The organism is Paramagnetospirillum marisnigri, assembly GCF_001650715.1.
Lineage (GTDB): Bacteria > Pseudomonadota > Alphaproteobacteria > Rhodospirillales > Magnetospirillaceae > Phaeospirillum > Phaeospirillum marisnigri.
This window is the reverse complement of record NZ_LWQT01000010.1, coordinates 101617-128308: the sequence shown is the minus strand read 5'-3', so window position 1 is coordinate 128308 and position 26692 is coordinate 101617. Positions and strand designations below refer to the sequence as shown.

The window sequence follows — 26692 nt, the reverse complement described above, 5'->3', positions numbered from 1 at the left end:
ACGGCCGGGCACCCCATATCTGGGGTACCCGGCCGCCCAATGGCAATAGCATCAGGATGCGGAAGCGTCGTCCGCCGGCACCGGGCGCTTGCTGACCACTTCGTCGATCAGGCCGAATTCCTTGGCCTCGTCGGCGGTCATGAACTTGTCGCGCTCCATCACCTTCTCGATCACCTCCAGCGGCTGGCCGGTGTGCTCGACATAGATGTTGTTGAGACGAGCCCGCAGGGCCAGGATTTCCCGGGCCTGGATCTCGATATCGGTGGCCTGGCCCTGGGCGCCGCCCGAGGGCTGATGAACCATGATGCGGGAATTGGGCAGCGAGTAGCGCTTGCCCTTCTCGCCCGCCGTCATCAGCAAAGAGCCCATGGAGGCGGCCTGGCCGATGCAGACGGTGGACACCTTGGGGCGGATGTACTGCATGGTGTCATAGATGGCGAGGCCCGACGTGACCACACCACCCGGCGAGTTGATGTAGAACGCGATGTCCTTGGTCGGGTTCTCCGATTCCAGGAACAGGAACTGGGCGCAGATCAGGCTGGCGACCTCGTCGAACACCTGGCCGGTCAGGAACACGATGCGTTCCTTCAGCAGGCGTGAATAGATGTCATAGGACCGCTCGCCCCGATTGGTCTGCTCCACGACCATGGGAACCAGGGTATTCATGTAGAGGTCGATAGGATCTCTCTCTCGCATGGTACTTCCTTTTCTAATCGGGGCGGCGTTTCCTAGGACCAGCCTATTCCTCGGCGGTCTTCTTCTTGGCGGCGGCCTTCTTCTTCGGCTTGGCCGGAGCCTCGTCACTCGCTTCGGCGGAAACGGCCAGATCGGGGTCGCGGCGCAGTTCCTCCACCGACACGTCCTTGTCGGTGATCTTGGCCAGCTCGATGATGAAGTCGATGACCTTCTCTTCATAAAGGGGCGCGCGGAGGTTTTCCAAGGCCTCCTGGTTCTTCTGGTAGTACTGGAGAACCATGTGCTCCTGGCCGGGATAGTTCCGGGCTTCCATCATGATGCCGCGGTTGAGGTCTTCCTGGGTCACGGTGATGTTATTGACCCGGCCCACATCGGCCAGCAGCAGGCCCAGGCGGACCCGGCGCTCGGCCAGGGCCTGATACTCGGCCTTCAACTCGTCGTCGCTCTTGCCCGCGTCGGAGGCATCAAGCCGACCGGCGGCCTTGTCCTCTTCCACCTGCTTCCAGATATGGTCGAATTCCTGCTGGAACATGGTGGGGGGAACGGGGAAATCGTGATTGGCGGCCAGCACGTCCAGCAGGGCACGCTTCAGACGCATGCGGGAGATGCCGTCCAGCGAGCGGGCGATCTCGTCGCGGATGGCGGTCTTGAGGGCATCCAGGCTTTCCAGCCCGACGCTCTTGGCCAGTTCATCGTCGATCTCGGCGGCCTTGGGGGCGCGCACTTCCTTGACGGTGACGTCGAAAGTGGCGGGCTTGCCGGCCAGATCCTCGTTGCCGTAACCCTCGGGGAAGGTGACTTCGACCACGGCTTCCGCACCGGCCTTCTTGCCCACAAGCTGGGCCTCGAAGCCGGGAATGAAGGTGTTGGAGCCCAGCTTCAGGGAGTAGCCCTGGGCGGTGCCGCCCGGGAAGGCGACGCCGTCCTTCTTGCCAACGAAGTCGATCACCACCACGTCGCCATCCTTGGAGGCGCGCTTGACCGGCTCGGAGCTTTCATTGCGGCTGGCGATATTGGCCAGGGCGTCATCGACCTCGGAATCGGGAACCTGCGCCTTGTCGCGCACCAGCGCCACGCTGGAGAAGTCCATGATCTTGATCTCGGGCAGCACTTCCACCGCCACCGAGAACTCCAGATCGGCACCCTCGGCGAAGCTGATGATCTCGACCTTGGGGGCCATGGCCGGACGCAGGCCGCCATCGGTGATGGCCTTGCCCGTGCCTTCGTTCACGGCGGTCTCCAGGACCTCGCCCATGATGGCCGGGCCATACTTCTTGCGCAGGATGCCCGGCGGCACCTTGCCCGGACGGAAGCCGGGAAGAGCGGCGGTGCGGGCGATTTCCGCCAGCTTGGCCTGCATCCGCGTCTCGAGTTGTCCAGCGGGAACGACGACCTTGAAATCGCGCTTCAGGCCATCGGCATTGATCTCGGTTACCTGCATCAGTCTATCGCCAATCGAATCGAGTGGGTTGCATCCATGGCCCCGGCGACGCGGAACAGCGGCGGCGGTGCTCGTCGGCCTACAAGGCGCTGGGGCCGATGGGCGCTGGCTCTGGTGCGGGCGAAGGGATTTGAACCCCCATGGCTTGCGCCGCTGGAACCTAAATCCAGTGTGTCTACCAGTTCCACCACGCCCGCTTGGTACCGAGCACGCTTGATCGACCCGCACGCGCGGAGGGCCGCCCCGTCGGGAGGGTCTGTCTATAACATGTTCGCCACGGGGGAAATAGGGAAAGTCGATTCCGATGTCGATTCCTGACCGCCACCGCCATGCCCGTCCCTTCCACTTTGGTATTAGAGAGTGTACAAACATTGAAACTTGCGCTGAGAATGCCCATTGTCTGGGGGCAGGGATACTTTCGTTATATTGGGGGTTGAAAATGAGCTTGGACCGTTCGGGCAATATCGCGTTCCTACAGATCGACGAGGAAACCAAGCGCACCTTGCGAGAGTTTCGCGATGTCCTGGCCCGTCATATCGACAAGGTCCTCGATACCTTTTATCGGCATGTGGCCAGCAACCCCGCCACATCCAAAATGTTCTCCAACCCCGAGCGCATGGCCCATGCCCGCGCCATGCAGAAGCGCCACTGGATGGAAAGCGTGTTCGCCGGACAGTTCGACGACCGCTATTTCGCCCAGGTCACCGAAATCGGCAAGGTCCACCAGCGGATCGGTCTGGAGCCGAAATGGTACACGGCGGGCTACTGCTTCGTGCTGAACATGGTCATCGCCGTGGCGGTGGAACACTACCGCAAGAATCCCCAGCGACTGACCCAGGTGCTGGCGGCGGTCAACAAGGCCGCCTTCCTTGACATGGACCTTGCCACCTCGGTCTATATCGAGACCAACACCGCCGCCATCATCGCCCGCGAACTGGGCGCCAAGGCCGACGTGTTCGAATCCGAGGTCAAGGGCTTGGTGGCTTCGGTTGCCTCGTCTGCCGGACAGATGGAAAATGCCGCCAAGGGCATGAGCGCCACCGCCGAGGAGACCTCGCGCCAGTCGACCACGGTGGCCGCCGCCGCCGAGGAAGCCACCGTCAACATCCAGACCGTCGCCGCCGCCGCCGAGGAACTGTCCTCGTCCATTACCGAGATCAGCCGCCAGGTGGCCCAGTCGGCCCAGATCGCTTCCAATGCCATGGTCGAGGCCAACCGCACCAACCAGATGGTGCAGAGCCTGGCCGAAGCCGCCAGCAAGATCGGTCAGGTGGTCAAGCTGATCAACGACATCGCATCCCAGACCAACCTGCTGGCGCTCAATGCCACCATCGAGGCCGCCCGGGCCGGCGATGCCGGCAAGGGCTTCGCCGTGGTGGCCAACGAGGTGAAAAGCCTGGCCAACCAGACGGCCAAGGCCACCGACGAGATCGCTGGTCAGATCAATGCCGTCCAGGCCGCCACCCGCGACGCGGTGGGGGCCATCGGCAGCATCGCCAACACCATTGGCCAGATCAACGAGATCGCCGGGTCCATCGCCTCGTCAGTTGAGGAGCAGGGTGCCGCCACCCAGGAAATCGCCCGCAATGTCCAACAGGCCGCCCAGGGCACCATGGAGGTCACCTCGACCATCACCATGGTGAACTCCACCGCCAGCGAGACTGGCGCGGCGGCGCGCCAGGTCCTGGAGGCGGCGACGGACCTATCGCGGAACTCTACCCGGCTGGAACAGCAGGTGGATCGCTTCGTCAGCCAGATCCGGGCGGGCTGAAGCGGGAAAACCGAGGCTTAGAGGCGGACGACGACCCGGTCGCGTCCGCCTTCCTTGGCCTCGTACATGGCCGCATCGGCACGGCGCAGCGCGCAATCGATCGTCTGATCGGTATCGGCCACCTCGGAGACGCCGAAGCTGGCGGAAATGCACAACGGCCCGTTCCCCTTCTCCGTGTGCAGCCGGATTTCGCCGATCCGGTCGTGAAGGCGCCGCGCCACTTCCTCTGCGGCCGCCAGATCGGTTTCCGGCAGCAGCACCGCGAATTCCTCGCCGCCCATGCGGCCAACCACGTCGATGTCGCGCAAGGCGGAAACACAGGCCTCAGCCACCGCCCGGATGGCGTCGTCGCCCACCCCATGGCCATGGCCATCGTTGATCCGCTTGAAGTGGTCGATGTCGAAGGTCACCACGCTGAGCTTGCGGTCATGACGATGGACCCGGCTCAATTCCGCCTCGGCCAGATTGAGGAAATGCCGCCGGTTCCCCACCCCGGTCAGGGGATCGGTGGTGGCGAGACGGCGCAGTTCGCGTTCCAGTTCCTCGCGTTCCGTAATATCGACCACGGTGCCGACAATGCCTGCCGCTGCCCCGTTGGCATCGGCATAGCAGGCCTTGTCGATCACCACATTGCGCCGGGAACCATCCGCATGGGGCACCTCGATCTCATAGGTCCGGTTGCCACGCCCGCTCAGCACATCCTGGTCCGCGGCGGCATAGGACTGCGCCAGGTCGCCCGGAAACATGTCGAAGACGGTGCGTCCGGTCATTTCCTCCTTGGCGGTACCAAAGAAGCGCTCATAGGCCTTGTTGCAGGTCACGAAATCCCCATGGCGGTTGCGGGCGAAAATGGGAATGGGAAGGGTTTCCAGCAGGGCGTCCTGGAACGACAGTTGCGCCCTGAGCGCCTTGTCCACCTGCCATTTCCAGTAGGACAGCACCGTGGCCACCACCGCCACCACCAGGGCCAACGCCAGAATCAGCAAGGCCTGGTCCCGTGACTTGGTCCAGGCCCCCAGAATCTCGGCCTGGGGAATTCCCACCAGGGCGTAGATGTCGTATTTGGGCAACTTCTTGATGGCATTGAACCGGTAGACGCCGTCGATGGGAGACTTCCGCTCGTACCAGCCCTCATCGTTTCCCCCCGCCAGGATGGCCCCGGCCTCGTCGGAGGGGATCGCCTTGCCGAACAAATCCTCGGAGACCGGGTGACGGACCAGCAGCCGATGCTGGGTATCGCGCAGCGATACGATGGAGCCCTGCGCCAGTGACAGGCCGCCGTAGAAGCCCTCCATGTAGCTGGTCATGCCGATATTGGCCACCACCATGCCGGCAAAGCGGCCATCGGGGCCGGTGATGGACCGGGCAATCTGGATCCCCCATTTGTTGGACACCCGGCCCTTGACCACTTCCGACACCACCGGTCCGTCGCCGCCGCCATTCTTCAGGGCGAGGAAATAGCCCCGGTCCCCCAGACTGCCGCCGGGCGGCGTCCCCACCGTATTGGCGAAGACATAGCCCTCGTGATCGGTCATGGTCATGGAGACGATGGCCTGGGATTTCCCCTGCAGCGCCATCAACTGGGCCTGCAACTCGGCTCGCCGCTGGGGCGCAAGGGTGCGCGCCTGGGCCATGTCGGCGACGCTCGGCAGTTTTACCGCCCGTTCCAACACCAGATCGGTGCGGTCGAAGGTGCCCGAGGCATGCTCGGCCACCAGCCGGACATAGGAGGTGGCCAGCCGGATGCCGCGCTGCCGGGCGTCGGCAAGGGAACGGTTGAGATCCACATAGACATGGACGAGCAGCAGCAACAGCGCCGCCCAAATGACGGCAATGGATACCCACGCCCCCCTGGCTGTCGTCACTGCCGCCAAGGTTCACCCCTTCTCCACACCACTAGACGATAACAATAGGCACGATTCCAGCCGTCCATAAAGGGTTGTATTTCCCTCTACCTCTGTCGGGGATTGCCCAGGATGGTCAGGCGAGCCATAGTCTTGCCTTCTGTCGGCAACGGAGGGTTCCATGACAGCCACGGCACCGAAGCAGGGCAAGGCCCCGCCCAAGACGCCGGATATCCGGCTTTCGGTCAATGGCAAGCCCCGGACCCTGTCGGCGGCCAGTTCAAAGCGGCCCCTGCTCCATGCCCTGCGCGATGAGTTGGGCCTGACCGCCACCAAATATGGCTGCGGCAAGGGGCAGTGCGGTGCCTGCACCGTCCTGGCCGATGGCCAGCCGGTGCGCGCCTGCCTGATGACGGTCGCGGAGGCGGCGGGCAAATCCATCACCACCCTGGAGGGTCTGGGCACGCCCAAGGCTCCCCATGCGGTCCAGGCCGCCTTCATCGCCGAACAGGCCTCCCAATGCGGCTATTGCACCAGTGGCATGGTGATGGAGACGGCGGCGCTGCTGGCCACCACCCCCGAGCCCAGCCTGGAGGATGCCAAGCAGGCCCTGTCCGGCCATCTGTGCCGCTGCGGCAGCCATCGACGCATCCTGCGCGCCGTCATGCGCGCCTCGGGGAGGCCCCAGCCATGACCACCGCCTTGTCCCGTCGCGACCTGCTGAAGGCGGCCGGCGCCCTGGTGGTCGGCTTCACTCTGCCCGTCCCGGTTCTGGCCAATGCGCGATCCGTGGCCGCCGATCAGGTGGATTCCTTCCTGGCCATCGCGCCCGACGGTTCGGTCACCATCTATTGCGGCAAGGTCGATCTGGGCCAGGGGCTGCGCATCGCCATCCGTCAGATGGCGGCCGAGGAACTCGGCCTGGGGGTCGAGCGCATCGCCCTGATCGAAGGCGATACCGACCTGACACCGGACCAGGGCCCCACGGCGGGCAGCACCGGCGTGGCTAAGGGCGGCGTCCAGATCCGCCAGGCCGCCGCCACCGCCCGCCAGGCCCTGATCCGTCTGGCCGCCCAGCGGCTGGAGATCGCCGAAGGCGAACTCGACCTGATGGACGGCGAGGTCCGGCCGCTGTCGGGCGATAACCGCGCCCTGGGCATCGGCGACCTGCTGGGCGAGGGCGGCTTCGGCCTCGCGCTCGATCCGGCGGCACCGTTGCGCAGGCCCTCGACCTATAAGGTCGTTGGCCAACCGCTGCCCCGCCCCGATGTCCCCGCCAAGGTCACGGGCCGCCATGTCTATGTTCACGACTTCACCCTGCCGGGCATGCTGCATGGCCGCGTCATCCGGCCGAACGCGGTGGGCGCCACGCTGCTGTCGGTGGACGAGACGGGACTGAAGGCGATCAAGGGCGCCCGCATGATCCGTATCCGGGACTTCCTGGCGGTGCTGGCCGACAGTGAATGGAATGCCATCCGCGCCGCCGCCCTGCTGAAGCCGGTCTGGAGCGAGGCCGCCACCCTGTCGGGGCATGAGCGGGTGCGCGACGCCATGAAGGCAGGCCCCTTCGTCGCCGAGGAGACCCTGGTCGCCAAGGGCGACGTGGACAAGGCCCTGGCCGAGGCGGGCGACCGGGTGCACCGGGCCGAATACTACTGGCCGGTTCAGTCCCATGCCTCGCTGGGACCGAGCTGCGCCGTCGCCGATGTCCGGTCGGATTCCGCCACCATCTGGACCGCGTCCCAGGCCACCCATCGGTTCCGCCCCGCCTTCGCCCGTCTGCTGGGCTTGCCCGAGGACAAGGTCCGCCTGGTCTATCTCGACGGATCGGGCTGTTACGGCATGAACGGCCATGACGACGCCGCCGCCGATGCCGCCCTGCTGTCCAAGGCGGTCGGCAAGCCGGTGCGGGTTCAGTGGAGCCGCGAGGACGAACTGGGCTGGGACCCCAAGGGTCCGCCGCAACTGCTGGCCCTGGAAGGCTGCCGCGACGAAAACGGGCTGATCACCGGCTGGCGCACCGAGATGTGGCTGCCCAAGGCCACCGCCGGATTGCCCAATGTGCCCCTGCTGGCCCCCCAGGCCGCCGGACTGCCGCAACCGCCGGGACTCATAACCGGCCTGATCGCCCAGAATGGCGACCCGCCCTACGGGGTGCCCGCCCAGGAGGTCAAGGTCCACTGGCTGGCCGATGCGCCACTGCGCCCCTCCAACATCCGGGCGCCGGGCAAGATTGCCAATGTCTTTGCCGTGGAAAGCTTTTTCGACGAGTTGTGCGCCGGAGCGCAACTCGATCCCCTGGTGGCCCGGCTGCAGGGGCTGCGCGACCTGCGCGGCCTCACCGTGGTGACCCGTGCCGCCGCCCGTTTGGGCTGGAAGCCCCGCCCCTCGCCCAATCCAGAGCCCGGTATCGGCCGCGGCGCCGCCTATGTCCATTACAAGCGCTCCGAAACCTATGTGGCCATCGCCATGGAGGCCGAGCTGGACAAGGAGTCGGGCCGTATCCGGGTCCGCCGCGTGGTCTGCTCCCATGATTGCGGCCTGGTGATCAATCCGGACGCGCTGCGTCTGCAGATCGAAGGCGCCATCATCCAGACCCTGTCACGCACCCTGCTGGAGGAAGTCACCTTCGACAGTCATCGCGTCACCGCCACCGACTGGACCAGCTATCCCATCCTGGGATTCGCCGACATCCCGGAAATCGAGGTGGATCTGGTGGACCGGCCCGACCAGCCGCCCATGGGCGGTGGCGAGGCCGCCGCCACGCCGGTTCCCGCCGCCCTGGCCAATGCGGTGTTCGATGCCTCCGGGCTGCGGCTGCGCACTGTTCCCTTCACACCGGAGAGGGTCAAGGCCGCTATCATGGAATCTTCTTGAGCGAGTCATTCCCACGACATGGTCATCCCCTATCTTTTCGCACCTGCCAAAAGATAGGGGATGACCAATCATGCAAGCATGCCTGCACTGCCCGGGAATTGCCTCGAAATGCCGGATATCGGAACGCCTGAACTGGCTGTCCCTGGTCCGCGAGCAGATCCCCACCATCCGGGGCAATTCCTGGCTGAGCAATCGCATCGACTACTATCTGAGCCTGGACCACTGTCTGTCCGAGCAGCTTGGGTTCCAGCGCCAAGCCTCAAACTCTTGAACTGATCATTCCGTCAAGCTACATTAGATGAATGGTAAATTAACGGATTATACACCAATCATGACGGATATTCGCGACGGCTTCCTCGATTCCATCGGCAACACCCCCCTGATCCGCCTCAAGCGGGCCTCGGAGGAAACCGGCTGCGACATCCTGGGCAAGGCGGAATTCCTTAACCCCGGCGGATCGGTCAAGGACCGGGCCGCCCTGGCCATCATCCGGGACGCCGAGGCCAAAGGGTTGCTGAAGCCGGGCGGTACCGTGGTCGAGGGCACGGCGGGCAATACCGGCATCGGCCTCGCCCTGGTGGCCAATGCCCTGGGCTATCGTACCGTTATCGTCATGCCCGAGACCCAAAGCCAGGAGAAGAAGGACATGCTGCGCCTGGTGGGCGCCGATCTTCGCCTGGTCCCGGCGGTGCCCTATGCCAATCCTGGCAATTACGTCCGCTATTCCGAGACCCTGGCCAAGGAACTGGCGGCCACCGAGCCCAACGGCGTGCTGTGGGCCAATCAGTTCGATAATCTGGCCAACCGCATGGGTCACTTCCACACCACCGGCCAGGAAATCTGGCGCCAGACCGACGGCAAGGTGGATGCCTTCACCTGCGCGGTGGGCACCGGCGGCACCCTGGCGGGCACCGGCATGGCCCTGAAGGAGAAGAATCCCAAGATCAAGGTCGTGCTCGCCGACCCCATGGGCTCGGCGCTCTACCATCACTATGCCCATGGCGAGTTGAAGGCCGAGGGCACCTCCATCACCGAGGGCATCGGCCAGGGCCGCATCACCCGGAACCTGGAAGGCGCCCCCATCGACGATCAGGTCCAGGTCACCGACGAGGAAGCGCTGCCACTGATTTTCCGTCTGGTCCGCGAGGAAGGGCTGGTTCTGGGAGGATCGAGCGGAATCAATGTGATGGCGGCAATCAAGGTGGCGAAGGCGCTGGGACCGGGACACACGGTGGTGACAGTTCTTTGCGATTATGGTACGCGCTATCAGAGCAAGCTGTTCAACCCGGCTTTTCTGCGCGAACGCAATCTGCCGACGCCGGACTGGCTGGAGTGAACGGCCCCTGGTCAAGACCAAATAAGCCTTAGGGGAAACCTCCGCATGACCTATCCGAATCCGGACGCCCTCGTCAGCACCGAGTGGCTGGCCAGCCATCTCAGCGCCCCCGATGTGCGGGTGGTGGATGCCAGCTGGTACTCGGCCGGCCAGAACCGCAACGCCCGCGAGGAATACGACGCCGAGCACATCCCCGGGGCGGTGTTCTTCGATATCGACGAGATCGCCGATTCCAACACCGTGCTGCCCCATATGCTGCCGCCCGCCGAGAAGTTCTCGTCCAAGGTGCGCAAGCTGGGCCTGGGCAACGGCAACAAGATCGTGATCTACGACGGCACCGGCTTCGCCAGCGCCGCCGCGCGGGCGTGGTGGATGTTCCGCACCTTTGGCCATCGCGATGTCTGCGTGCTGGACGGCGGCTTCCCCAAGTGGCTGCGCGAGGGCCGCGCCACCGAGGATCTGCCGCCGGTGCCCCGCACCCGCCACTTCATCGCCCATTACAACCACCTGCTGGTGCGTGACCTGGAGCATGTGCGGGCCAATATCGACAACAAGCGTGAACAGGTGCTCGACGCCCGCGCGGCCGCCCGTTTCAAGGGCGAGGCGCCCGAGCCCCGCGCCACCCGCCACCAGGGCCATATCCCCGGCTCCATCAACGTCCCCTTCGCCGATCTGATCGACGACAAGACCCGTTGCATGCTGCCCGCCGACCAGTTGCAGGCCCGCTTCAACGCCGCGGGTGTGGACATCAAGAAGCCCATCACCATCAGCTGCGGCTCGGGCGTCACCGCCTGTACCGTGGCGCTGGCCCTGAACCTGCTGGGCGCCCAGGACGTGTCCGTCTATGACGGTTCCTGGGCCGAGTGGGGCAACCGCGACGACACCCCCATCGAACAGGGCTGAGCTTACGAAAAGCCCAGGCCGACACGTTGCCCCCGCCGGAAACGGCGGGGGTTTTCGTTTCCCCCTTTGCACTACTCGACGCTTCAATTGACTTTTCATGTCATCCCGAGCGGCAGCGAGGGATCTCCGCCTGAACCGGGAATGCCGCTTATGAAAAGCCGTACCAGGACAAGATCCCTCCTCCCGATGGTCGTCGGGATGACAAGTCCTTTCCTGGTAACGCCATCGAAAGACTCGCTATGCCATATTGATGTCCGGGAAAAACACCTCCATATTGGAAGTGTCAGGACACGAGGAGGCATCGTGATGCGGAACCGGAAGATCAGAGCGCGGGTTGCGACGCAAGACACGGTCACGCCCTTCCTCATGGCTGCTGCGGCGGCGGTAGTGGTGCTGGCGGCGGTGGCGACGGCGCTGTCCTGACCCTTCGATTCAGCACTTGGTCCTGATGCGCGGGCGAGTCACCATGCGGGCTCGCCTCATTTTTTTGTCACGCCCGCTTTCCTTGTCATGAGCGCCATGAAAAAAGACACCCGCCTCCTCCACGCCGGTCGCCATCCCGAAAACTTCCACGGCGCCGTCAATCCACCGGTCTATCACGTCTCCACTGTGCTGCACCCTTCCGTCGCGGCCATGGAGAAGAGCGGCAAGACCCCGTTCGAGGGCATGCGCTATGGCCGGTTCGGCACGCCGACCACCTTCGCCCTGGAAGAGGCGGTGGCCGAGCTGGAGGGTGGGCATCGCGCCGTTGCGACCTGTTCCGGCCTCGCCGCCATCACCGGGGCCCTGATGGCTTTCCTGAAAAGCGGCGACCATCTGCTGATGGTGGATACCGCTTATTTTCCCACCCGCAAGTTCTGCGATGACGTCCTGCGCGGCCTGGGCGTCGAGACCACCTATTACGACCCGCGGGTGGGGGGCGGCATCAAGGCGCTGATGCGCCCCAACACCAAGGTGGTCTTCACCGAAAGCCCCGGCTCGCTGACCTTCGAGGTCCAGGACATTCCCGCCATCGCGGAAGCGGCCCATGCGGGCGGCGCCGTGGTGATGATCGACAACACCTGGGGGGTGCTGACCTTCCAGCCTTTCACCAAGGGCATCGACATCTCCATCCAGGCGGCGACCAAGTATATCGTCGGCCATGCCGACGCCATGCTGGGCACCATCACCTGTGCCACACCCGAACTGTGGCACAGGGTGAAAAGCTCGGTGGCGGCCTTCGGTCAGTCGCCCGGCGCCGAGGAGATGTATCTGGGCCTGCGCGGCCTGCGCACCCTGGCGGTCAGGCTGCGCCAGCACGCCGCCACGGCATTGCGCCTGACCCAATGGCTGGAAGCCCGCCCAGAGGTGGACCGGGTGCTGTATCCGCCGCTGCCTTCCGACCCCGGCCACGCCTTGTGGAAGCGGGATTTTTCCGGCGCCTGCGGCCTGTTCGGCGTCATCTTGAAGCCCGCGTCCAAACCGGCGGTGGATGCCATGCTGGACGGATATGACCACTTCAAGCTGGGTTTTTCGTGGGGCGGCTTCGAAAGCCTGGTGATTCCCACCTCGGGCCATTCCATCATCCGTACCGCCTCGGCGTGGGAACCGGCGGGGCCATCTCTCCGCTTCCATGCCGGGCTGGAGGATGCCGACGACCTGTTGGCCGACCTGGAGCAGGGCTTCGAGCGGCTGCGGCAGGCGGTCTGATGCGCCGCCCGGCCGCAGCCCTGGTCGCCGTTCTGGCTTGGCTGAGCTGGGGCGGCAGCGCTGCCGCCCATCCCCATGTCCTGGTGGATGTGCACGCCCTGGCCGAGTTCAAGAACGGCCGCATCGTCAGCCTGTTCATGGGCTGGAAGTTCGATCCGGTCTACAGCGCCACCCTGTTCCAGGACTTCGACAAGGACAAGAACGGCAAGCTGGATCCCGCCGAGATCCGGGAGATCGAGGCCCAGGCCTTTCGCGAGACCAAGGACCAGGGCTACTTTACCTATGCCAAGCTGGACGGCAAGCCGGTGGCCTGGAAGGATGTCAGCGACTTCACGGTCATGGGGGTGAAGGATTCCCTGCTCTACGCCTTCCGCCTGCATTTCCCCGAGCCCATTGATCCGCGCAAGGGCGTGCTCGGCGTCGTCACCTACGAGGAAAGCTTCTACATCGACATGGACTTTCCCAACGACAAGGCTGTCACCCTCACCGGCGAGGGCTCGCAGGGCTGCAGGGCCACCATCGCCCCCGACCCCGCTTCCGCCATCTATGGCGGCATAGTGATCCCCAAGCGGGCGGTGGTGTCGTGCGAGTAGAACGCCGATCTTCCGGCGTCCATCAGCCCCCACCCCGACCCTCCCCCGGCGAAGCCGAGGGAGGGAGGACGGGCAAAGCGGATTTAGGGCGCGTTTCGGTCGCGGCCCTCCTCTGCCTGATGCCGTCCCTGGCCCAGGCGGCGCTGGTTCCCGGTGGCGGTGGAAGCGGCGGCGGAAGCGACCTTCCCGAACCGTTGCGCTCGCTGGCCGCCTGGGGCTTCGCCCTGCAGCGCCAATTGACCGGCGAAATGCGCCAGAACCTCGCCGCCATGAAGGAGACCGGATCGTGGGAACCGGCGGCCGCCATCCTGCTGGCCGCCTTCATGTATGGCATCTTCCACGCCGTGGGGCCGGGCCACGGCAAGGTGGTGATCGCCGGATGGTTCGCCACCCGCCGCGCCCGCATCCTGCACGGCCTGACCGCCAGCCTGATCGCCGCCATGGTGCAGGCGGGTTCCGCCATTGCCGCCGTGCTGGCCCTGGCCGGGCTGTTGTCCCTGGCACCGCGCGACGTGACGGCGGGGGCCGCCTGGCTGGAGGTCGCATCTTACGCCTTGATCACCGGCATCGGCGCCGTGATGGTCTGGCGGACCCTGACCGGCAAGGGCTGCGGCCACCACCATCACGACGACGCCTGCTGCGGGCATCATCCCCCCGAACTTCACGACATCCAGGAGCCGGAAACCGCCAAGACCGAGCGAAACGCTTTGTTCGCCATGGCCGCCGCCGTGGGCTTCCGCCCCTGTTCCGGCGCCATCCTGGTGCTGCTGTTCACCTTCGCCAACGGATTGTTCCTGGTGGGCGTCCTCGCCACCCTGGCCATGGGCTTGGGAGTGGCCATCACCGTCTCGGCCATCGGCCTGGGGGCGTTGGGGCTGAACCGGCTGATCGACCGCCTGTTCGGCCAGGGCAGCCTGGGGAGACGCATCCGGACCGCCCTGGCGCTTGCCGGCGCCCTGGCCATTACCCTATTGGGTATGGCGCTATTCATATCCACCCTGCTGAACGGCCCCAGTCTGACAGGTTAATACCTCCAGATGTTGTGCGGGTGCGAAGGGGTTAAGGCCCTCGCCCGATTGTCTTTCCGCATGTTCATGGAATATCATCCGATCATCGGGATGGTATTGGGATGCGGCAGGAGATGATGATGGCCCCGCTGGATTGTTCAAGCCAAGCCCTCATGGTTAACAACCATAAACGAATAAATTATAAATTCTTTGTGAACAGCAGCGATCCAGCCACTGTGAATCTGGCTTTTGATCCTGAAACCTTCCAGCTTGTCATTCCCCCCGAAGCTCCTCACCCGGCCTGGGCCAAGCTGAGCTATAACCGCTGCCCCAATTGCCCCCTGGCCGAGTCCTGCGAATACTGCCCGTCGGCTCTGGGCATCGCCCAGTTTCTGCCCAAGTTCGAGCATCGGGTGTCGCACGAGAAAACGGTGGTCGAGGTTGAAACCGCCCAACGCAGCATCGTCGCCAAGACTACCTTCCAAAGCGCCATGGCGTCCCTGATCGGCTTGGTCTGCGCCACCTCCGGCTGCCCATTGACCCGCTTCCTGCGGCCCATGGCCCGCTTCCACATGCCTTTCGCCGAGGAACAGGAGACGCTGTACCGCTCATTCTCGAGCTGGCTGCTGATGTCCTATGTCCAGGGCAAGATGCGCGGCAGCACCGCCTGCGTCACGCTGGACGGGCTGAAACAGGCCTATCAGGAACTCTCGGTGATGAATTCCTGCCTAGCCGAACGGCTACGAGCCGGGGTCAAGCGCGACGCGGCGCTGAACGCCGTGATCATCCTGGACCTGTTCGCCCAGATCGCGCCCGACAATATCGATGGCGGCTTCGAGGACATCCTGGACGCCTTCAAGGTCGAGGACGGCAGCCTGGCTCACTGACAACGGCGGCTACAGCAGTTTCAGCACCAGGAAGCCGCCCACCAGCAGCACCACGAACACGGTGGTGACCAGGGTCAGCCGCTTTTCCACGAAGTCACGGATGGGCGGACCGAACTTCCACAGCAGCGCCGCCACCATCAGGAATCGCATGCCCCGCGCCACCACCGAGGCCAGGGTGAACTTCAGCAGGTCGAAGTCGAAGGCACCGGCGGTGATGGTCACCAGCTTGTAGGGAATCGGGGTCATCCCCTTGATGATGATGAACCAGACGCCCCATTCGTCGATGATGGGCTTGAGCGCCAGGAACTTGTCCTGAAGGTGGAAGGCCCCCAGGATGGCGGCGCCGATACTGTCCATGGCGAAATGGCCGATGGCATAGCCGAGGAAGCCGCCCGCCACCGAGGCCAGGGTGCAGACCATAGCGATGCGCAACCAGCGGGTTGGCGCCGCGATCACCATGGGAATCAGCATGACATCGGGCGGAATGGGAAAGAACGAGCTTTCTATGAAGGAGACGGCGGCCAGCCACCAGATGGCATGACGATGCGCCGCCTTGTCCATCATCCAGTCGTAAAGCCGCCTGACCATGCCCTATCCTCCGCTGAAGCAGCGGAGGTGTAGCAGCAAACGGCCATGGCGGAAACCCCCGGCGAGCCTCAGCCCGCCAGTTGGGCTTCCAATTCCGCCACCCGCGCCTTGGCCAGCATGGTGCCGCTCTTGCGGCCCCACAGGATGGTTTCTCGGGCGAAGCGCTCGCGGTCGCCGCCGAAGTCGCGCGGTTCCACCACCAGAACCTCGGGGCGGCGGGCCAGATCGACCCGATGATCGTCGAAGAAGGTCTCGAAATAGGACGGCACCGAATGGGCGAAGCCATGACGGCCCGCCAGACTGCCGGCCGGAGTGGGCAGGCGCAGGCGCTGATAGTGGAAGACCTCAGCCAATTCCTCGGAATCGTAGGCGATACCCCGATCCTTGAGATAGCCCCGGGTCAGGCGCTCCAACTCGTCGTAGAAAGCGCCAAAGTCCCGCGACAGGTCCAGGAAGGCAGCCTCTTCCACATCCCAGTAGATGACACCGCAATCGGGCAGGATGCAGCCCCGGCCCTCGCCCCGGCCGATGCGGCCCAGCTTGTCCTGGAACAGGGCCAACTGCGCCGACAGCATGGGCGCCTCGTCCTCGGGGCTCACCGAGATCAGCCGCTGGAAATAATCGGAATGCCTGACGCCCAGCTTTTCATGCATCCAGCACATGACGAAGAAGCCCAGCTTCAGGCTGTGCATCAGCATGGTCATCCAGGACAGCATGGCCATGCGCTTCCAGCTGTCCAGCGGCATGGTGCTGGAGGTGACCACCAGATCCTCGTATTCCGCCACCCAGTCGGAGTGGCGAACCGAGCCGTGAATCTCGTTGAGTTCCACCCGCTGGGTGACCAGACCGTGTTCGCGCACATATTCGGGATCGGCCAGATCGGTATTGGGATAGACCTGGCAGAAATACATGAACAACTGGTTCTTCAGGCCCGATGACAGGATTTCGTCGATGCCCTTGCGCCAGGTCTCCTCGGTCTCGCCGGGCAGGCCGATGATCAATTCGGTATAGACTGGCACATCCAGCTTGTTGAAGCGCTGGTGCAGCTCGCGCGCCACCGACAGCTTGATATTGTCGCGCTTGATGTTCTTCTGCACCGTGGGATCGGTGCTCTGATAGCTGATGGTGATGCCCTTCTCGAGCTGGTGCTCGTGGAACAGGTTGCCGATCTCGAAGATCTTGTCGTCGGTGTTCTTGCCGTAGCAGGTGCGGAACTTCTCGGGGAAACCGTATTTGCGCTTGGTTTCCACCAGCAGGTCGGCGATCTCGCGGTCGCGCTTGTTCATGCCGAAATTGGAATCGGCGTTGAAGACATAGCGGATCTTGTTTTCGCCCATCCAGACGATCTCGGCCGACACCCGGTCCAGGCCGTGATAGCGGTATTTGCGCGACAGCCCGCCCTTGCCCCAATAGCAGAAGGTGCAGTGGAAGGGGCATCCGCGATTGGTCTCGACGATGGCCTGGAAGGTGACGTCGGGTCGCGACGCCATCAGCTCGTCATACAGCCCTTCCAGATAGGGCGACGGATAGACGTCGAGGTCGCGCTGGAACTCGCGCTCGTTCTCGGCGGCGTGGATGGTCCCATCGGGCGCCCGCCAGCTGACCCCGGCCAGATTGTCGAGATCGGCGCCATCGGCGAGGCGCTCGAGAATCTCGGTGAAGGCCTCCTCGCCCTCGCCGCGCACCGCAACGTCGACGAAGGGATAGGTCGCGAAGAACTCCTCGGGGTGGTGCGGCACCTGGGCGCCGCCGAACACGATGACGCAGTCGGGATGGCGCCGCTTGATCTCAGCCGCGATGTGCAGGTTCAACTGCTCGTTCCACATCAGCAGCGAGAACGCCGCCACCGCAGGAGGCTTGTCGTAATGGGCCAGGATGTTGGCGGGCGAATCGATATGGAACAGATAGGGCGCGAATTCGTAGGTGGCCCGCACCTTCTCCGAAGTCAGGGCATGGGCGTGAAGCAGGCCGGAGACCAGCGGCAGATAAGCAGCATCGCCCATCAGAACGTTGAATTCGTTGAAGTAAACTCGCTTCAAGCCCGTCATGCCATGTCCACCGATCAGAAAGGAGTGATTTCGGGCGCCTACACTACTTGGGTGCCAATGAAAAGCAAACAAGAGGCCAATACCTCGGCCAAAAAAATCCTTCTACGGCCACGCCATCACCAGGGGCGGCGGCAGGATCGAGCGGTCGCCGGTGCTGACGGCGATGGCCTCGTGCAGCAGCCGCCGCGAGGACATGGCGGCCCGAACCGCCTCGCGGCAATGGATGTTGTCAGGCTCGTCCTGGAGCGCCAGGGCGAAGAACAGCACCGCCTCGCCCTCCATGCCCAACCCCACCAGGATGTCGCCGACGCGAATCAGCGCCTCGGCCCGTCGCGCCGGATCGACCGAGACCAGAATCTGCTCCTCGATCTTATCAATTCCCTGGGTGAAGCCTTTGACAAAGACATCCAGGCGCCAGCGCCCGCCATCTTCCTCCTCGTCGCCGCCCGGAATGATGTTCTCGCCCGAGTACAGCGCCGCCGAGGCTTCCAACTGCTTCAGGTCGAACAGCAGGCTGGCAGCCAGTAGGCGCTGGGAGTAATCCTCGGGTTCCAGTTGAAAAGCCTTGATCTGGGTATAGGCCGCCGCCCCCTCGGCATCATAAATCCCGCGACGGGCCAAATTTGTCAGCAGTGATCCCAGATTTTTATAGGCCAAGGCGGATTTCGGGGCGATCTCGATGCAGCGCAGATAGGACATCAGGGCATTGCTCAGCGCACGCAACATGCGCGCATCTAACATGGAGTTGGATTCCTCGTGCCCGCCATCAATGGCGGGGATGGACCGCAGCAAGGCGCAGGCCAGATCGTTGAGACTATTGTAATCATCCGGCAGTGCCTGGGCCGCCAGTTGAAAGGCGCAGACCGCTTCCTTGCGCATATGGGCCTCGCTCAGCGCCCTGCCGATGATCGAGCAGGCCCGGGCCACCGGCACCGCCTGATCCGCTGTGATCGGAAGGACTGCGGCCGCATCTCCCAAGGCGAAACGCTGGAGAACCATAATCCGGGCCAGCCGACTGGCCTCTGGATGTTCCGGCAGGAACTTCAGAACCTCGCCCAAGCGGGCCAGGCCCGCCACCAACTCCCCCTGGCGGCGCTCAACTTCGGCCAGAGCACAGGCTGCTCCGAGGTCGTCCGGAGCCAGGAACAAGGCTTCCTCCAAGGCGATGCGGGCCACCTCGGTCTCGTCCATGTCCAGCAAAAGCTTGCCATACAGCGCCCAGGCCGCCGCATCCTCCGGATCGGCGTCCAGGTGATGCTGCAGCATGACGCGGGCTTCATCGCGCTTCCCCTGCCTCCACACAGCCAACACTTCTGCCAGCGTCTCCGAGTTCTCCGGCACCAAGACTCCCCACCCGTTCGCCATTGATCAAGAGCTCCAGCCTATCATAGTTTGGAGTGGCTCCGGCGTCGCAGAATTTTGCAATCTGCCCCCAAAAGCGTCGGGCAACGGCGATCAGGTTCTATATTGCACCCAAGATCGGACTGCGGCACCGTGATCGGAAGAATCACGGGCAACCAACCTAACCATGGCGAGACGTCGATGTCTTTTCCCGATCGAGACCAGTTCGTATCAGACACCCTGGGGAGCGGGCGAGGACTGAGCAACCCGGATATCCGCAATCGCCTGCTGTCGAAACCAAGCCGATTGCGGCAGTGCTATATCGAAATCACCACCGCCTGCAACCTGCGCTGCCCGGAATGCTTCCGCACCCAAGAGGTTGAACAACGGCGCTGGACTTCTCGGCATATCGGCATGGGTCAGTTCGCGACGATCCTGGATCACCTGCCCCCGGCCGGAATTCTCGTCCTTCACGGCATCGGCGAGCCGACTCTTCATCCCCAACTGCCGTCCATGATCGCGACGATCAGGGAAATGACGAAGTTCGACAGTGTCCGCTTCACCACCAACGCCTTGAATGGAGACCAGGACTATTGGAAGCGGCTGGCCGCCGAGGGGCTGGACAGTGTCACCATCTCGGTGGATTCGCTCGACCCCGTGGTGGTGCAGCGGTGCCGCAGCGGCACCAATGTGGATACGCTTTACGCCAATATCGGGATGATTTCACGTATCTTCCCGATCAGCGTCACCATGGTGGCAAGTTCCAACAATGTCGACGACATCCCGTCGACGATCGAGAAGTTGTCACGAATTGGCGAGATCCGGGTCCTGATCCTGCCGGCTCAGAACCAGCGCTCGGATAGGTCCGCCCCCCATTCCGCCGGGCTGAGTCTGGAACAGCAGGAAAGCTTGGCCTCCTATGTCGAGTCGGCCAACCGGACCTACCCGTCTTTGGACATCACCTATACTCCAGCGTCATTCTTCGGATTGGCGGGGGGGCGTTGCACCATGCCGTTCCTCGCCCCGACGGTCACCGTCGATGGCTATATCACCCCGTGCTGCGGCATGCATGAAACCCATCATTACCAGAACTCCTCCCTGGTCGACCGCTCGTTCTCCGACAACTGGAGCGCCGGACCGATCAGCACCTGGCTGGAGTCGTACCTGGATGGCGCCCCCGAGCAATGCGACAACTGCATGTTCAACCCAGGCGGAGCGGCGCATCAGAGGGTCATCGGCCATTCCACCGCCTCCGACCCGACCCCCTTGGTCCGCCAAGCGGTGGAGGCCGTTGATCGCGGCCAGGCCGATGAGGCGACGGCAATGCTGGCGGAAGCCTCTTCCATGGCCGGTGGCAACGCCCCCGATATTTACGCCGCCGCCATGATCCTCAATTCAACGGGGCAGATTGATCTTGCGGCCTCGGCATTCATCATCGCCCTTGGTTGCGACAAGGATCTGGTGCTGCTGCGGCGCATCGCCGGCACCGGTATCTTGGGGGAAGTCACGAAGCGCTTGCGGCGGCTGGTCCTGTCCCGGCTGCTGGCGAGCTACAAGATCGGCCTCATCACCATGGTTGCGGGCATCTGGCCCGCCAATGCGCTCCACTTCCCCCGCATCCTGCGCGGCGTCAAGGAATGGTGCCTGGACACCGGCGCGCCCTATCGCACCTTGTCCCTCCCGACCGTGGCCGACTATCCGCCGACGCTGCGCAACTGGAAGGATGAACTTATCGCCGAAGGAGCCTCGGCTCCCATCAACGAGGGATATGTAGCGGAAATCCCATGGGTCCGGCTGTTCCACCGCTGCGAATTCATCTTCTTAAATGAGGGTATCGCGTTGCATGACGTGGTCGCCGACCCGAGGGATAATCCCCACAGCCTGGAGCATGACCCCATGGTCACGGCCCGCAGCGGTCGGCGCGTCATGGTCGAGGCTCGGTCCAACAACTCCCTGCGGGTTGCCGAAGCGATCATGATGATGGGAGCCCGAACCCACCACTATGGCCACTGGATGCACGAATATCTTCCCCGCTGGCATTTCCTGTCACAGGCGAACATCGCCGCCGATGTCCCGGTTCTGGTGGATGCGGGCATGCCTGCCAGCCATTTGGACGCCCTTAAGATGGTGATGGACGAGCCGAGGAACATCATCTTCGTCGAACCAGACCAGGACGTCCGGGTCCAGCGCCTATGGGTCGCGCCCAATCATGCATGGTGGCCCCATGGCTTTGGCCCCGACTTCATGATGGATTCCGGGTATCTGGTTATGCCCACGGCATCGACGCTGTTCATGCGCGACCGACTGCTCCGCCATGTAAGTCCGCCATCCCCTGGCTCCCCCAAACGGATATTCGTCTTGCGCAAGCCCGCCTATGGCCGAAGGCTGCTGACGAACCAGGACGAGATCATGGACTTTCTCAAGGAAAGGGGATTCCTGTGCCTGGCGGCGGAGGATCTGCCCCTGGCGGAACAACTGGCGCTATTCCACGGTGCCGACATTGTGATCGCGGTCCACGGCTCGTGCCTCGCCAACGGCCTAGTCTGCCGCCCCGGAACTCCGGTCCTGACCCTGAGTCAGGGGTTCGTCTCCAATTCCAACACCTGGAGCACCATGATGACCGATATCGGCTGCCGCCCCTATCTGGTCTGCGGCCCGGTGATCGAGGCCCGGGGCAAGGCCGACAAGCATGCCGACTTCCATGTCCCTCTCGACGAGGTGCGCGGGGCGCTCGATCGGCTGGGAATTACGCCTTAGCGGCAAGCCGCGCCCATCCCACGCCATCGACGCCGAATCCATTGCCGTTATAGAACATCACCCAACCACCAGGGGTTTCCACCACCTCGGGATAGGCCACCATGATGCTGTCCCAGCCATGGTCGGCGGGGACCAGACCCGCGTTCCAGTCCTCGCGGCACCAGGTTGTCAAATCCGTCGACCAGGCATAGCCCAACCGGTAGGCCCCCACCCCATCGCGAAAATCACGGCTGTCGCGATGGCAGAACCAGAGATGCCAACGGTCACCCATGCGGGCAATGGTCGGCCGCGTGCTGGCTTCCAACGGATGGTGGGGCGGAATGCAAAACCGTCCGGCATCCGGACGCCAATGCATCCCATCGACGGAGGCGGCATGCTTGATGTGGTAGACTGGCTCAAATGCGTCACCCTCGGCCTGCCACAGGGCTCCCGAACAGTACCACATATGCCAGATTCCCTCATGGATCAGGATGCAGGGCGAGGTCGCCGAATAGGGTTCGTGCGGGCCGCGCCCCAGCACCGGCCCATCGAACATCCGCCGAAAACGCCTTCCGCCGTCCTCGCTCACCGCAAGGCCGGTGGTATTGATGTAGGGCACCTGGGTCGAGCGACTCCAACCACTGTAATAGAGGTAGACCAACCCGCCGACCCGAACCGCCGCCGAAGGCATGATGCCGTGTTCATCGAAAGTGCCGGGCGGCCCAGGCTCCAACAGCGGGGTGTCGTTGACATGAAGGATGCGGGACGGGTCGTGTGCATCCAGGTCGATGAAGGTGGGAAGGCTGAGGGAGCGATAAGGACGCGAGGCGAAATACAGGCGCAACACATCGCCCAGCAGCAGGGCGGTTGGCACCTGCGCATGGCTGTTCATCCATCCGCCCTGGCCAGAGGGCGCAAACAGCAGTCCCTGCCGCTCCCATCGCATCGTGTCTAGTGTCCCGATTCTAGTCTCCGAGATCACGGCGTGCCGCCTCGCGAATCACCTCGTCCAGCCATTGATGCATGCTCTTGTTCATCTTGGCCCTGGCCTGCTGGGCCAATTGCTTGGCCTCGGGGGTGACGCCCTCCAGCTGCCCGAAATAGCGGGTCCGATGGGTTCCGCCTCGTGCTCCGGGGATCGCGAAATCGAAGTCGGCGCCGGGTTCACCCTCGCCGACCTCGAAGTCGAACACATAGAAGACGCCGCCAATGATCCATTCCAGCCGGGTCTTGCGCGCCTCGATGGGCAGCTTGTCCAGCGGCAGGGGATATCTGAATTCGGGATTGGAGTTCATCAGAATCTTGCCGAACTCCGTGTCGCGCAGCCATGGCGGCATGCTTTCATCACCCACCACGACCTTGCCGCCAGGCTTGGTGACGCGCGCCATTTCCGCGAAGGCCCGCTTGATGTCGCCGAACGCATTGATGCCGCCGAAATGGTAGCAGGCGTCGAAACTGTTGTCGGCGAAAGGCAGGTAATAGCCATTGGCCAAGGCCGGTTCGACCTTGGCGTCGACGCCACGCATGCGCTCGATATTCCTGGCCAGGAAGGATGGCGACAGGTCCTGGATGTAAAGGCGCCCATCCGGGCCGAGCCGTCGGGCGATGATCTCGGAATCGCGTCCGGTTCCGGCTCCTGTTTCCAGCACCACGGAATCCGGACGTAGATTCAGCTTATCGATCATGGCATTGCGAACCGCTTGCTCGTCCTCGCCATAGGTGCTGAATGTCAGGGGAAGATAGCGGTCATAGACCTCGGCCCGATCCTCGTAGACCTGCAGCGCGTCACGATCGGCGCGGGGCAACTCGAAAGGAAAAACAAGATTGGGAAGGCCGTCACGGATATCGAAGCGGTTTCCGCCGGAACCGAGCAGAACTCCCGAGGTGATCTCGCCACCGACCATCACCGGATCAGACAGCCGCAAGGGGGCAAGCGTCTCTGGGTCTCGGTAGAATGTCTCCTCGCCAGCGCGCATTGTCGGTCTCTCCTAGGTCCTGTACCCATAAACGTCACGGATGCGACGCGAGGAATTTTGGAGGCCGGGCAGGCGCTTGGCGCGCCGTGGGCCGGCCGTCCACAAGCGACGAGCAACGAACCCGGCCGCCAAAAGGCCCGCGTCCCTTCGGGCTGCTGAGAAAATGGCGGACTGGTGCGTCGAAACGCTCGTCCATAGCCCCACTATGCCCATCGCGTTTCTCCTACCATCCCGCCATTTTCTCCAGCAGCGCCTCTCGCGAGGTTTATGGGGACAGAACCTAAAGCGGCTTTCTGAAATAGGCTCTGGGAATGGGAGAGAACGGCAAGGTCGCCATGGCCGGCATAGGCAGGCCATTATCTCCGAAATATTGCTCCACCGCCGACGCCTCCCCCTCCCAGGGAGGGCTGCCATAGGCGGTCAGCGCGACGATGCCCCCTGGAACTAGGCGAGGATACAGCGCATCAAGCGCCGCCCGCACCGCCTGATGAACATTCACATCCAGATGAATCAGGCAAAAGCGCACGCCATCGGCCTCGGCCACGAAACGCGGCAATGTCTCGGTGACATCACCGGCTATCAATAGGGCACGCGGAACCCCCGGACAGAAACTATCCGCATCATGAATTTCCAGCAGACGGTCCACCAGACGGCGGTCAGCCGACATCAAGTCGCCGCCCTGGTGAGCGGACAGCCATTGCCGGGCGTCACCGTCTTGCTCGGAAAAACCGTCATATCCCTGGAAGTGATCAAAACCGAAGACTCGCCGCAGCCGGTCTCCAGGAATGAATGTCTCCAGCAGATGTGTCCAGGTCATCAGCCCGGCCCCGCGGAACACCCCCACCTCGGCCACCGAACCTGGAAGATCGACAACCATCTTGAACAGCTCGTAATTGGCGAGAAAACGCGGCACGTCGCGCCGACGCCAGAACGCCGGAACGTTCTGAAGGACATCCTTCAACCCCAGCCCGGCATCGGCAACGACCTCCTGGATTCCCTGCCAATAGGCGGCCTCGCGCAGACGGTACTGCTCCATCACCTCGGCACCGGAGAATATCTCAAGCGGATTACGAGACATGATGAAAATTCCTCCTCGGTTCACCGGATGTCCGCGCCTGATCAGGCCTGATGGGTCTGGGGTTGCACCTCACTCACAAGCCGATCGCCGCAGGAACAGCGCCTTAGCGATCACCGCCGCAAAATCGAAGCCACCTTCGGCCAGGAGACGATCCCCCACCCGGCGAGGCCCATCGCCGAATGGCCAGAAATAGTCGTCAAGCACCAGCCAACCGCCAGGACTCACTAGGGGAAGCCAGTCTGCCACATCGGATTGGACGCAGTCGAAATCATGATTGCCGTCGATATGCAAAATGGAGATCCGGCCGGTGTAGCTGGTGGCACCAAATTCCGGCGTCGTCACCTGCCAGCCTGGACCATAATCGCCCCGGACCTGCCTCGATGTCTGGCGCTGGTAATTGAGGGTGCCGTGAAAGCAGGGGCTCAAATTCCGCCGAAAGCCTTCGAAAATAGGGTCCATGTCCCAGCCCTGGGACAGCTCCGCTAGAAAGGCTGGGGCCTGCCGGGCGGCCTCGGCCCGCCAGGGATCGACACACAGCACCGGCCCCAGACTATAGCGACGAGCCAGCCATCCGAGGACAAAGGCGGATCGGCCGTACAACGTACCGATTTCCACCACGTCGCCGAGGGGCGCCACCGAGGCCACCGCCACCAGGGCTGCCAGCTTCAACGCATTGGACTCCCCTTGAATTCGGGCTGCGGTATCGGCCAATCCATCAAACTCAAGTCCAGACGGAAGAGACGGCACGGCGAGGCCTAGCCACGCCTCGGCCAGATACTCGGCATCCTCGCGCCAGACGCGCCCCTGACCACCCTCTCGGGCCGATATGGGAGAGCGTGGCGGATGTAACTCCGGCGGATTGGGCAGGCTCGGCAGCAAACGGGCCAGATGCGCCCAGACCGCGCCATGAAAGCTGACGACACGGGTAACGTGCCGCCGCGCAACCAGCGCGGCGAACTGGGCGTCGAATTCTGGGGCAAACACGAAGGGCAGCCACTCCCAGTCGCGGAATTTGACCCGATCCGGGTCATGATCCAAGGATGACGCCCCGATGACCTGCTCGCCCCGGCGTTGAGCGGCCACCGCTTCACCGGCGACTTCCATCATGCCTGCGGGAAAAAACAAGATGGTCTGCGCGGCCATGGTCCCCTCTCTCTGGCTTCTTCCAGAATTACGGCAAGCCTTTAAGGAATGGTTAGAATCAGCATCAGCGCATCTTGCTGATCTTAAGAAAGCGATCGCTATCCAGACGAAGCCGCTCGGTGCCCGGGGCGACATAGACTCCGTTGTCGGCCGCCGCGGCGGAAACCAAGGCCCCCGCACCGATCAGGCAGCGCCGCCCCACCGTCACCTCGTTGACAATGACGGCATTGGCGCCGAGAAAGCATTCCGCCCCCAAGCCCACCGAACTGGCCACCACCGCCCCGGCGGTGATCCAGCAATGGGCACCGATATGGGCATGATGGCCGATGACGGCATTGTCCCAGACGAACACTCCGTCCTCCAGGCGGGCGAAGGGCTGCACCGAGGCTTGGGGCATCACCAGGCAGTTGGCCCCAATCTCCACTCCCTTGCCGATGGACGCCCGGGGTGAAACCCAACTGACGAAGCCATAGCCCAGGGCGGCGGCCTGGGCGAGGCGTGCCGCCCTGACGGCGTTGAGATCATGGTAGCCCATGGCGACGAACATCCGGACCTCGGCGGGCGGAAAGCGTTCGACGACGTCGTCGAACGCCACCACCGGCAGCGGGGTTGGCGGCGACGGGTCCAGATAGGCGCGGTCCACGGTGAACCCCACCACATCGTGCTCGTCCGACAGGCAGGCATGGGCCACCTGCGCGATCTTGCCGGTTCCAAAGATAACCACGGATGCCAAGGCGA

Annotated in this window: 22 protein-coding genes and 1 tRNA gene; 11 read left to right on the top strand and 12 right to left on the bottom strand. The window is 63.6% G+C overall.

What is annotated here, in order from left to right; genetic code table 11:
• Positions 1–51 precede the first annotated feature (51 nt).
• From clpP to A6A04_RS00540, 3 genes are all read right to left on the bottom strand, one after another.
• Positions 52–696 carry an ATP-dependent Clp endopeptidase proteolytic subunit ClpP gene (gene clpP / locus A6A04_RS00550; RefSeq protein ID WP_068489304.1) on the bottom strand — a complete coding sequence of 215 codons (645 nt, stop codon included), beginning with the start codon at positions 694–696 and terminating at the stop codon, positions 52–54.
• A 43-nt stretch (positions 697–739) separates the two neighbouring features.
• On the bottom strand, positions 740–2137 hold the full coding sequence (gene tig, locus A6A04_RS00545; protein WP_068489303.1) for a trigger factor: 1398 nt from the start codon (positions 2135–2137) through the stop codon (positions 740–742).
• Between the two features lie 112 nt (positions 2138–2249).
• Positions 2250–2334: transfer RNA gene (locus tag A6A04_RS00540), tRNA-Leu, on the bottom strand.
• 242 nt (positions 2335–2576) lie between these two features.
• Here A6A04_RS00540 and A6A04_RS00535 point away from each other — a divergent pair.
• Positions 2577–3908 carry a globin-coupled sensor protein gene (locus A6A04_RS00535; protein ID WP_068489302.1) on the top strand — a complete coding sequence of 444 codons (1332 nt, stop codon included), beginning with the start codon at positions 2577–2579 and terminating at the stop codon, positions 3906–3908.
• Between the two features lie 17 nt (positions 3909–3925).
• On the opposite strand, the gene A6A04_RS00530 is transcribed toward A6A04_RS00535, so the two are convergent.
• Entirely contained in the window at positions 3926–5719 is a 1794-nt protein-coding gene (locus A6A04_RS00530; RefSeq protein ID WP_068489301.1) for a sensor domain-containing diguanylate cyclase, read from the bottom strand.
• Positions 5720–5933: 214 nt separating this feature from the next.
• Here A6A04_RS00530 and A6A04_RS00525 point away from each other — a divergent pair, with 214 nt between their 5' ends.
• The 9 genes from A6A04_RS00525 to A6A04_RS00485 all read left to right on the top strand — a co-directional run bounded on the left by A6A04_RS00525 (position 5934) and on the right by A6A04_RS00485 (position 15044).
• Positions 5934–6446: a (2Fe-2S)-binding protein gene (locus tag A6A04_RS00525; RefSeq protein ID WP_068489300.1), complete on the top strand. Its 513-nt coding sequence runs from the start codon at positions 5934–5936 to the stop codon at positions 6444–6446.
• Positions 6443–8629: a xanthine dehydrogenase family protein molybdopterin-binding subunit gene (locus A6A04_RS00520; protein WP_068489299.1), complete on the top strand. Its 2187-nt coding sequence runs from the start codon at positions 6443–6445 to the stop codon at positions 8627–8629. Before A6A04_RS00525 ends, A6A04_RS00520 begins: the two co-directional genes overlap by 4 nt.
• 70 nt (positions 8630–8699) lie before the next feature.
• Positions 8700–8900, top strand: coding sequence for a hypothetical protein (locus A6A04_RS00515; RefSeq protein WP_068489298.1), 201 nt, complete (start codon positions 8700–8702; stop codon positions 8898–8900).
• A gap of 60 nt (positions 8901–8960) precedes the next feature.
• Positions 8961–9965 carry a cysteine synthase A gene (locus A6A04_RS00510; RefSeq protein WP_068489297.1) on the top strand — a complete coding sequence of 335 codons (1005 nt, stop codon included), beginning with the start codon at positions 8961–8963 and terminating at the stop codon, positions 9963–9965.
• Positions 9966–10010: 45 nt separating this feature from the next.
• Positions 10011–10868 (top strand): 3-mercaptopyruvate sulfurtransferase, encoded by an 858-nt coding sequence (gene sseA / locus A6A04_RS00505; protein ID WP_068489296.1) that lies wholly within the window; start codon positions 10011–10013, stop codon positions 10866–10868.
• 519 nt (positions 10869–11387) lie between these two features.
• Complete coding sequence (gene metC / locus A6A04_RS00500; RefSeq protein WP_068489295.1) at positions 11388–12557, top strand: cystathionine beta-lyase; 1170 nt, start codon at positions 11388–11390, stop codon at positions 12555–12557.
• Positions 12557–13150, top strand: a complete 594-nt coding sequence (locus A6A04_RS00495) for a DUF1007 family protein (protein ID WP_068489294.1) — start codon at positions 12557–12559, stop codon at positions 13148–13150. Before metC ends, A6A04_RS00495 begins: the two co-directional genes overlap by 1 nt.
• Before the next feature lie 119 nt (positions 13151–13269).
• Complete coding sequence (locus A6A04_RS00490; protein WP_068489293.1) at positions 13270–14178, top strand: nickel/cobalt transporter; 909 nt, start codon at positions 13270–13272, stop codon at positions 14176–14178.
• A gap of 101 nt (positions 14179–14279) precedes the next feature.
• Positions 14280–15044 (top strand): DUF6901 family protein, encoded by a 765-nt coding sequence (locus A6A04_RS00485; protein WP_082914584.1) that lies wholly within the window; start codon positions 14280–14282, stop codon positions 15042–15044.
• 9 nt (positions 15045–15053) lie between these two features.
• Here the strand turns inward: A6A04_RS00485 and A6A04_RS00480 are convergent, their stop codons facing one another.
• The 3 genes from A6A04_RS00480 to A6A04_RS00470 form a co-directional block, all read right to left on the bottom strand.
• Positions 15054–15632 (bottom strand): YqaA family protein, encoded by a 579-nt coding sequence (locus A6A04_RS00480; protein ID WP_068489292.1) that lies wholly within the window; start codon positions 15630–15632, stop codon positions 15054–15056.
• Between the two features lie 68 nt (positions 15633–15700).
• Entirely contained in the window at positions 15701–17680 is a 1980-nt protein-coding gene (locus A6A04_RS00475; RefSeq protein ID WP_068489291.1) for a B12-binding domain-containing radical SAM protein, read from the bottom strand.
• Positions 17681–17782: 102 nt separating this feature from the next.
• Complete coding sequence (locus tag A6A04_RS00470) at positions 17783–18946, bottom strand: hypothetical protein (protein WP_068489290.1); 1164 nt, start codon at positions 18944–18946, stop codon at positions 17783–17785.
• A 276-nt stretch (positions 18947–19222) separates the two neighbouring features.
• On the opposite strand from A6A04_RS00470, the gene A6A04_RS00465 reads away from it, so the two are divergent.
• The gene (locus tag A6A04_RS00465; protein ID WP_082914583.1) at positions 19223–21778 is read left to right on the top strand and encodes a glycosyltransferase 61 family protein; all 2556 of its coding nucleotides are present in this window, start codon (positions 19223–19225) and stop codon (positions 21776–21778) included.
• Here the strand turns inward: A6A04_RS00465 and A6A04_RS00460 are convergent.
• The 5 genes from A6A04_RS00460 to A6A04_RS00440 all read right to left on the bottom strand — a co-directional run bounded on the left by A6A04_RS00460 (position 21768) and on the right by A6A04_RS00440 (position 26678).
• A complete protein-coding gene (locus A6A04_RS00460) occupies positions 21768–22649 on the bottom strand; it encodes a glycoside hydrolase family protein (RefSeq protein WP_082914582.1) in 882 nt (293 codons plus the stop codon). The two genes, A6A04_RS00465 and A6A04_RS00460, sit on opposite strands and share 11 nt — an antisense overlap.
• A gap of 73 nt (positions 22650–22722) precedes the next feature.
• Entirely contained in the window at positions 22723–23733 is a 1011-nt protein-coding gene (locus A6A04_RS00455; protein ID WP_082914581.1) for a class I SAM-dependent methyltransferase, read from the bottom strand.
• A gap of 280 nt (positions 23734–24013) precedes the next feature.
• Positions 24014–24835, bottom strand: a complete 822-nt coding sequence (locus A6A04_RS00450) for a TylF/MycF/NovP-related O-methyltransferase (protein WP_156612401.1) — start codon at positions 24833–24835, stop codon at positions 24014–24016.
• Between the two features lie 45 nt (positions 24836–24880).
• Positions 24881–25954, bottom strand: coding sequence for a class I SAM-dependent methyltransferase (locus A6A04_RS00445; RefSeq protein ID WP_068489286.1), 1074 nt, complete (start codon positions 25952–25954; stop codon positions 24881–24883).
• A 64-nt stretch (positions 25955–26018) separates the two neighbouring features.
• Positions 26019–26678, bottom strand: coding sequence for a DapH/DapD/GlmU-related protein (locus A6A04_RS00440; RefSeq protein ID WP_245651036.1), 660 nt, complete (start codon positions 26676–26678; stop codon positions 26019–26021).
• Positions 26679–26692 lie beyond the last annotated feature (14 nt).

Coding starts and splice junctions, on each gene's coding strand:
- clpP (WP_068489304.1), bottom strand. CDS start 696: ATGCGAGAGAGAGATCCTATCGACCTCTACATGAATACCCTGGTTCCC.
- tig (WP_068489303.1), bottom strand. CDS start 2,137: ATGCAGGTAACCGAGATCAATGCCGATGGCCTGAAGCGCGATTTCAAG.
- A6A04_RS00535 (WP_068489302.1), top strand. CDS start 2,577: ATGAGCTTGGACCGTTCGGGCAATATCGCGTTCCTACAGATCGACGAG.
- A6A04_RS00525 (WP_068489300.1), top strand. CDS start 5,934: ATGACAGCCACGGCACCGAAGCAGGGCAAGGCCCCGCCCAAGACGCCG.
- A6A04_RS00520 (WP_068489299.1), top strand. CDS start 6,443: ATGACCACCGCCTTGTCCCGTCGCGACCTGCTGAAGGCGGCCGGCGCC.
- A6A04_RS00515 (WP_068489298.1), top strand. CDS start 8,700: ATGCAAGCATGCCTGCACTGCCCGGGAATTGCCTCGAAATGCCGGATA.
- A6A04_RS00510 (WP_068489297.1), top strand. CDS start 8,961: ATGACGGATATTCGCGACGGCTTCCTCGATTCCATCGGCAACACCCCC.
- sseA (WP_068489296.1), top strand. CDS start 10,011: ATGACCTATCCGAATCCGGACGCCCTCGTCAGCACCGAGTGGCTGGCC.
- metC (WP_068489295.1), top strand. CDS start 11,388: ATGAAAAAAGACACCCGCCTCCTCCACGCCGGTCGCCATCCCGAAAAC.
- A6A04_RS00495 (WP_068489294.1), top strand. CDS start 12,557: ATGCGCCGCCCGGCCGCAGCCCTGGTCGCCGTTCTGGCTTGGCTGAGC.
- A6A04_RS00490 (WP_068489293.1), top strand. CDS start 13,270: ATGCCGTCCCTGGCCCAGGCGGCGCTGGTTCCCGGTGGCGGTGGAAGC.
- A6A04_RS00485 (WP_082914584.1), top strand. CDS start 14,280: ATGCGGCAGGAGATGATGATGGCCCCGCTGGATTGTTCAAGCCAAGCC.
- A6A04_RS00480 (WP_068489292.1), bottom strand. CDS start 15,632: ATGGTCAGGCGGCTTTACGACTGGATGATGGACAAGGCGGCGCATCGT.
- A6A04_RS00475 (WP_068489291.1), bottom strand. CDS start 17,680: ATGACGGGCTTGAAGCGAGTTTACTTCAACGAATTCAACGTTCTGATG.
- A6A04_RS00470 (WP_068489290.1), bottom strand. CDS start 18,946: ATGCTGCAGCATCACCTGGACGCCGATCCGGAGGATGCGGCGGCCTGG.
- A6A04_RS00465 (WP_082914583.1), top strand. CDS start 19,223: ATGTCTTTTCCCGATCGAGACCAGTTCGTATCAGACACCCTGGGGAGC.
- A6A04_RS00460 (WP_082914582.1), bottom strand. CDS start 22,649: ATGAACAGCCATGCGCAGGTGCCAACCGCCCTGCTGCTGGGCGATGTG.
- A6A04_RS00455 (WP_082914581.1), bottom strand. CDS start 23,733: ATGCGCGCTGGCGAGGAGACATTCTACCGAGACCCAGAGACGCTTGCC.
- A6A04_RS00445 (WP_068489286.1), bottom strand. CDS start 25,954: ATGGCCGCGCAGACCATCTTGTTTTTTCCCGCAGGCATGATGGAAGTC.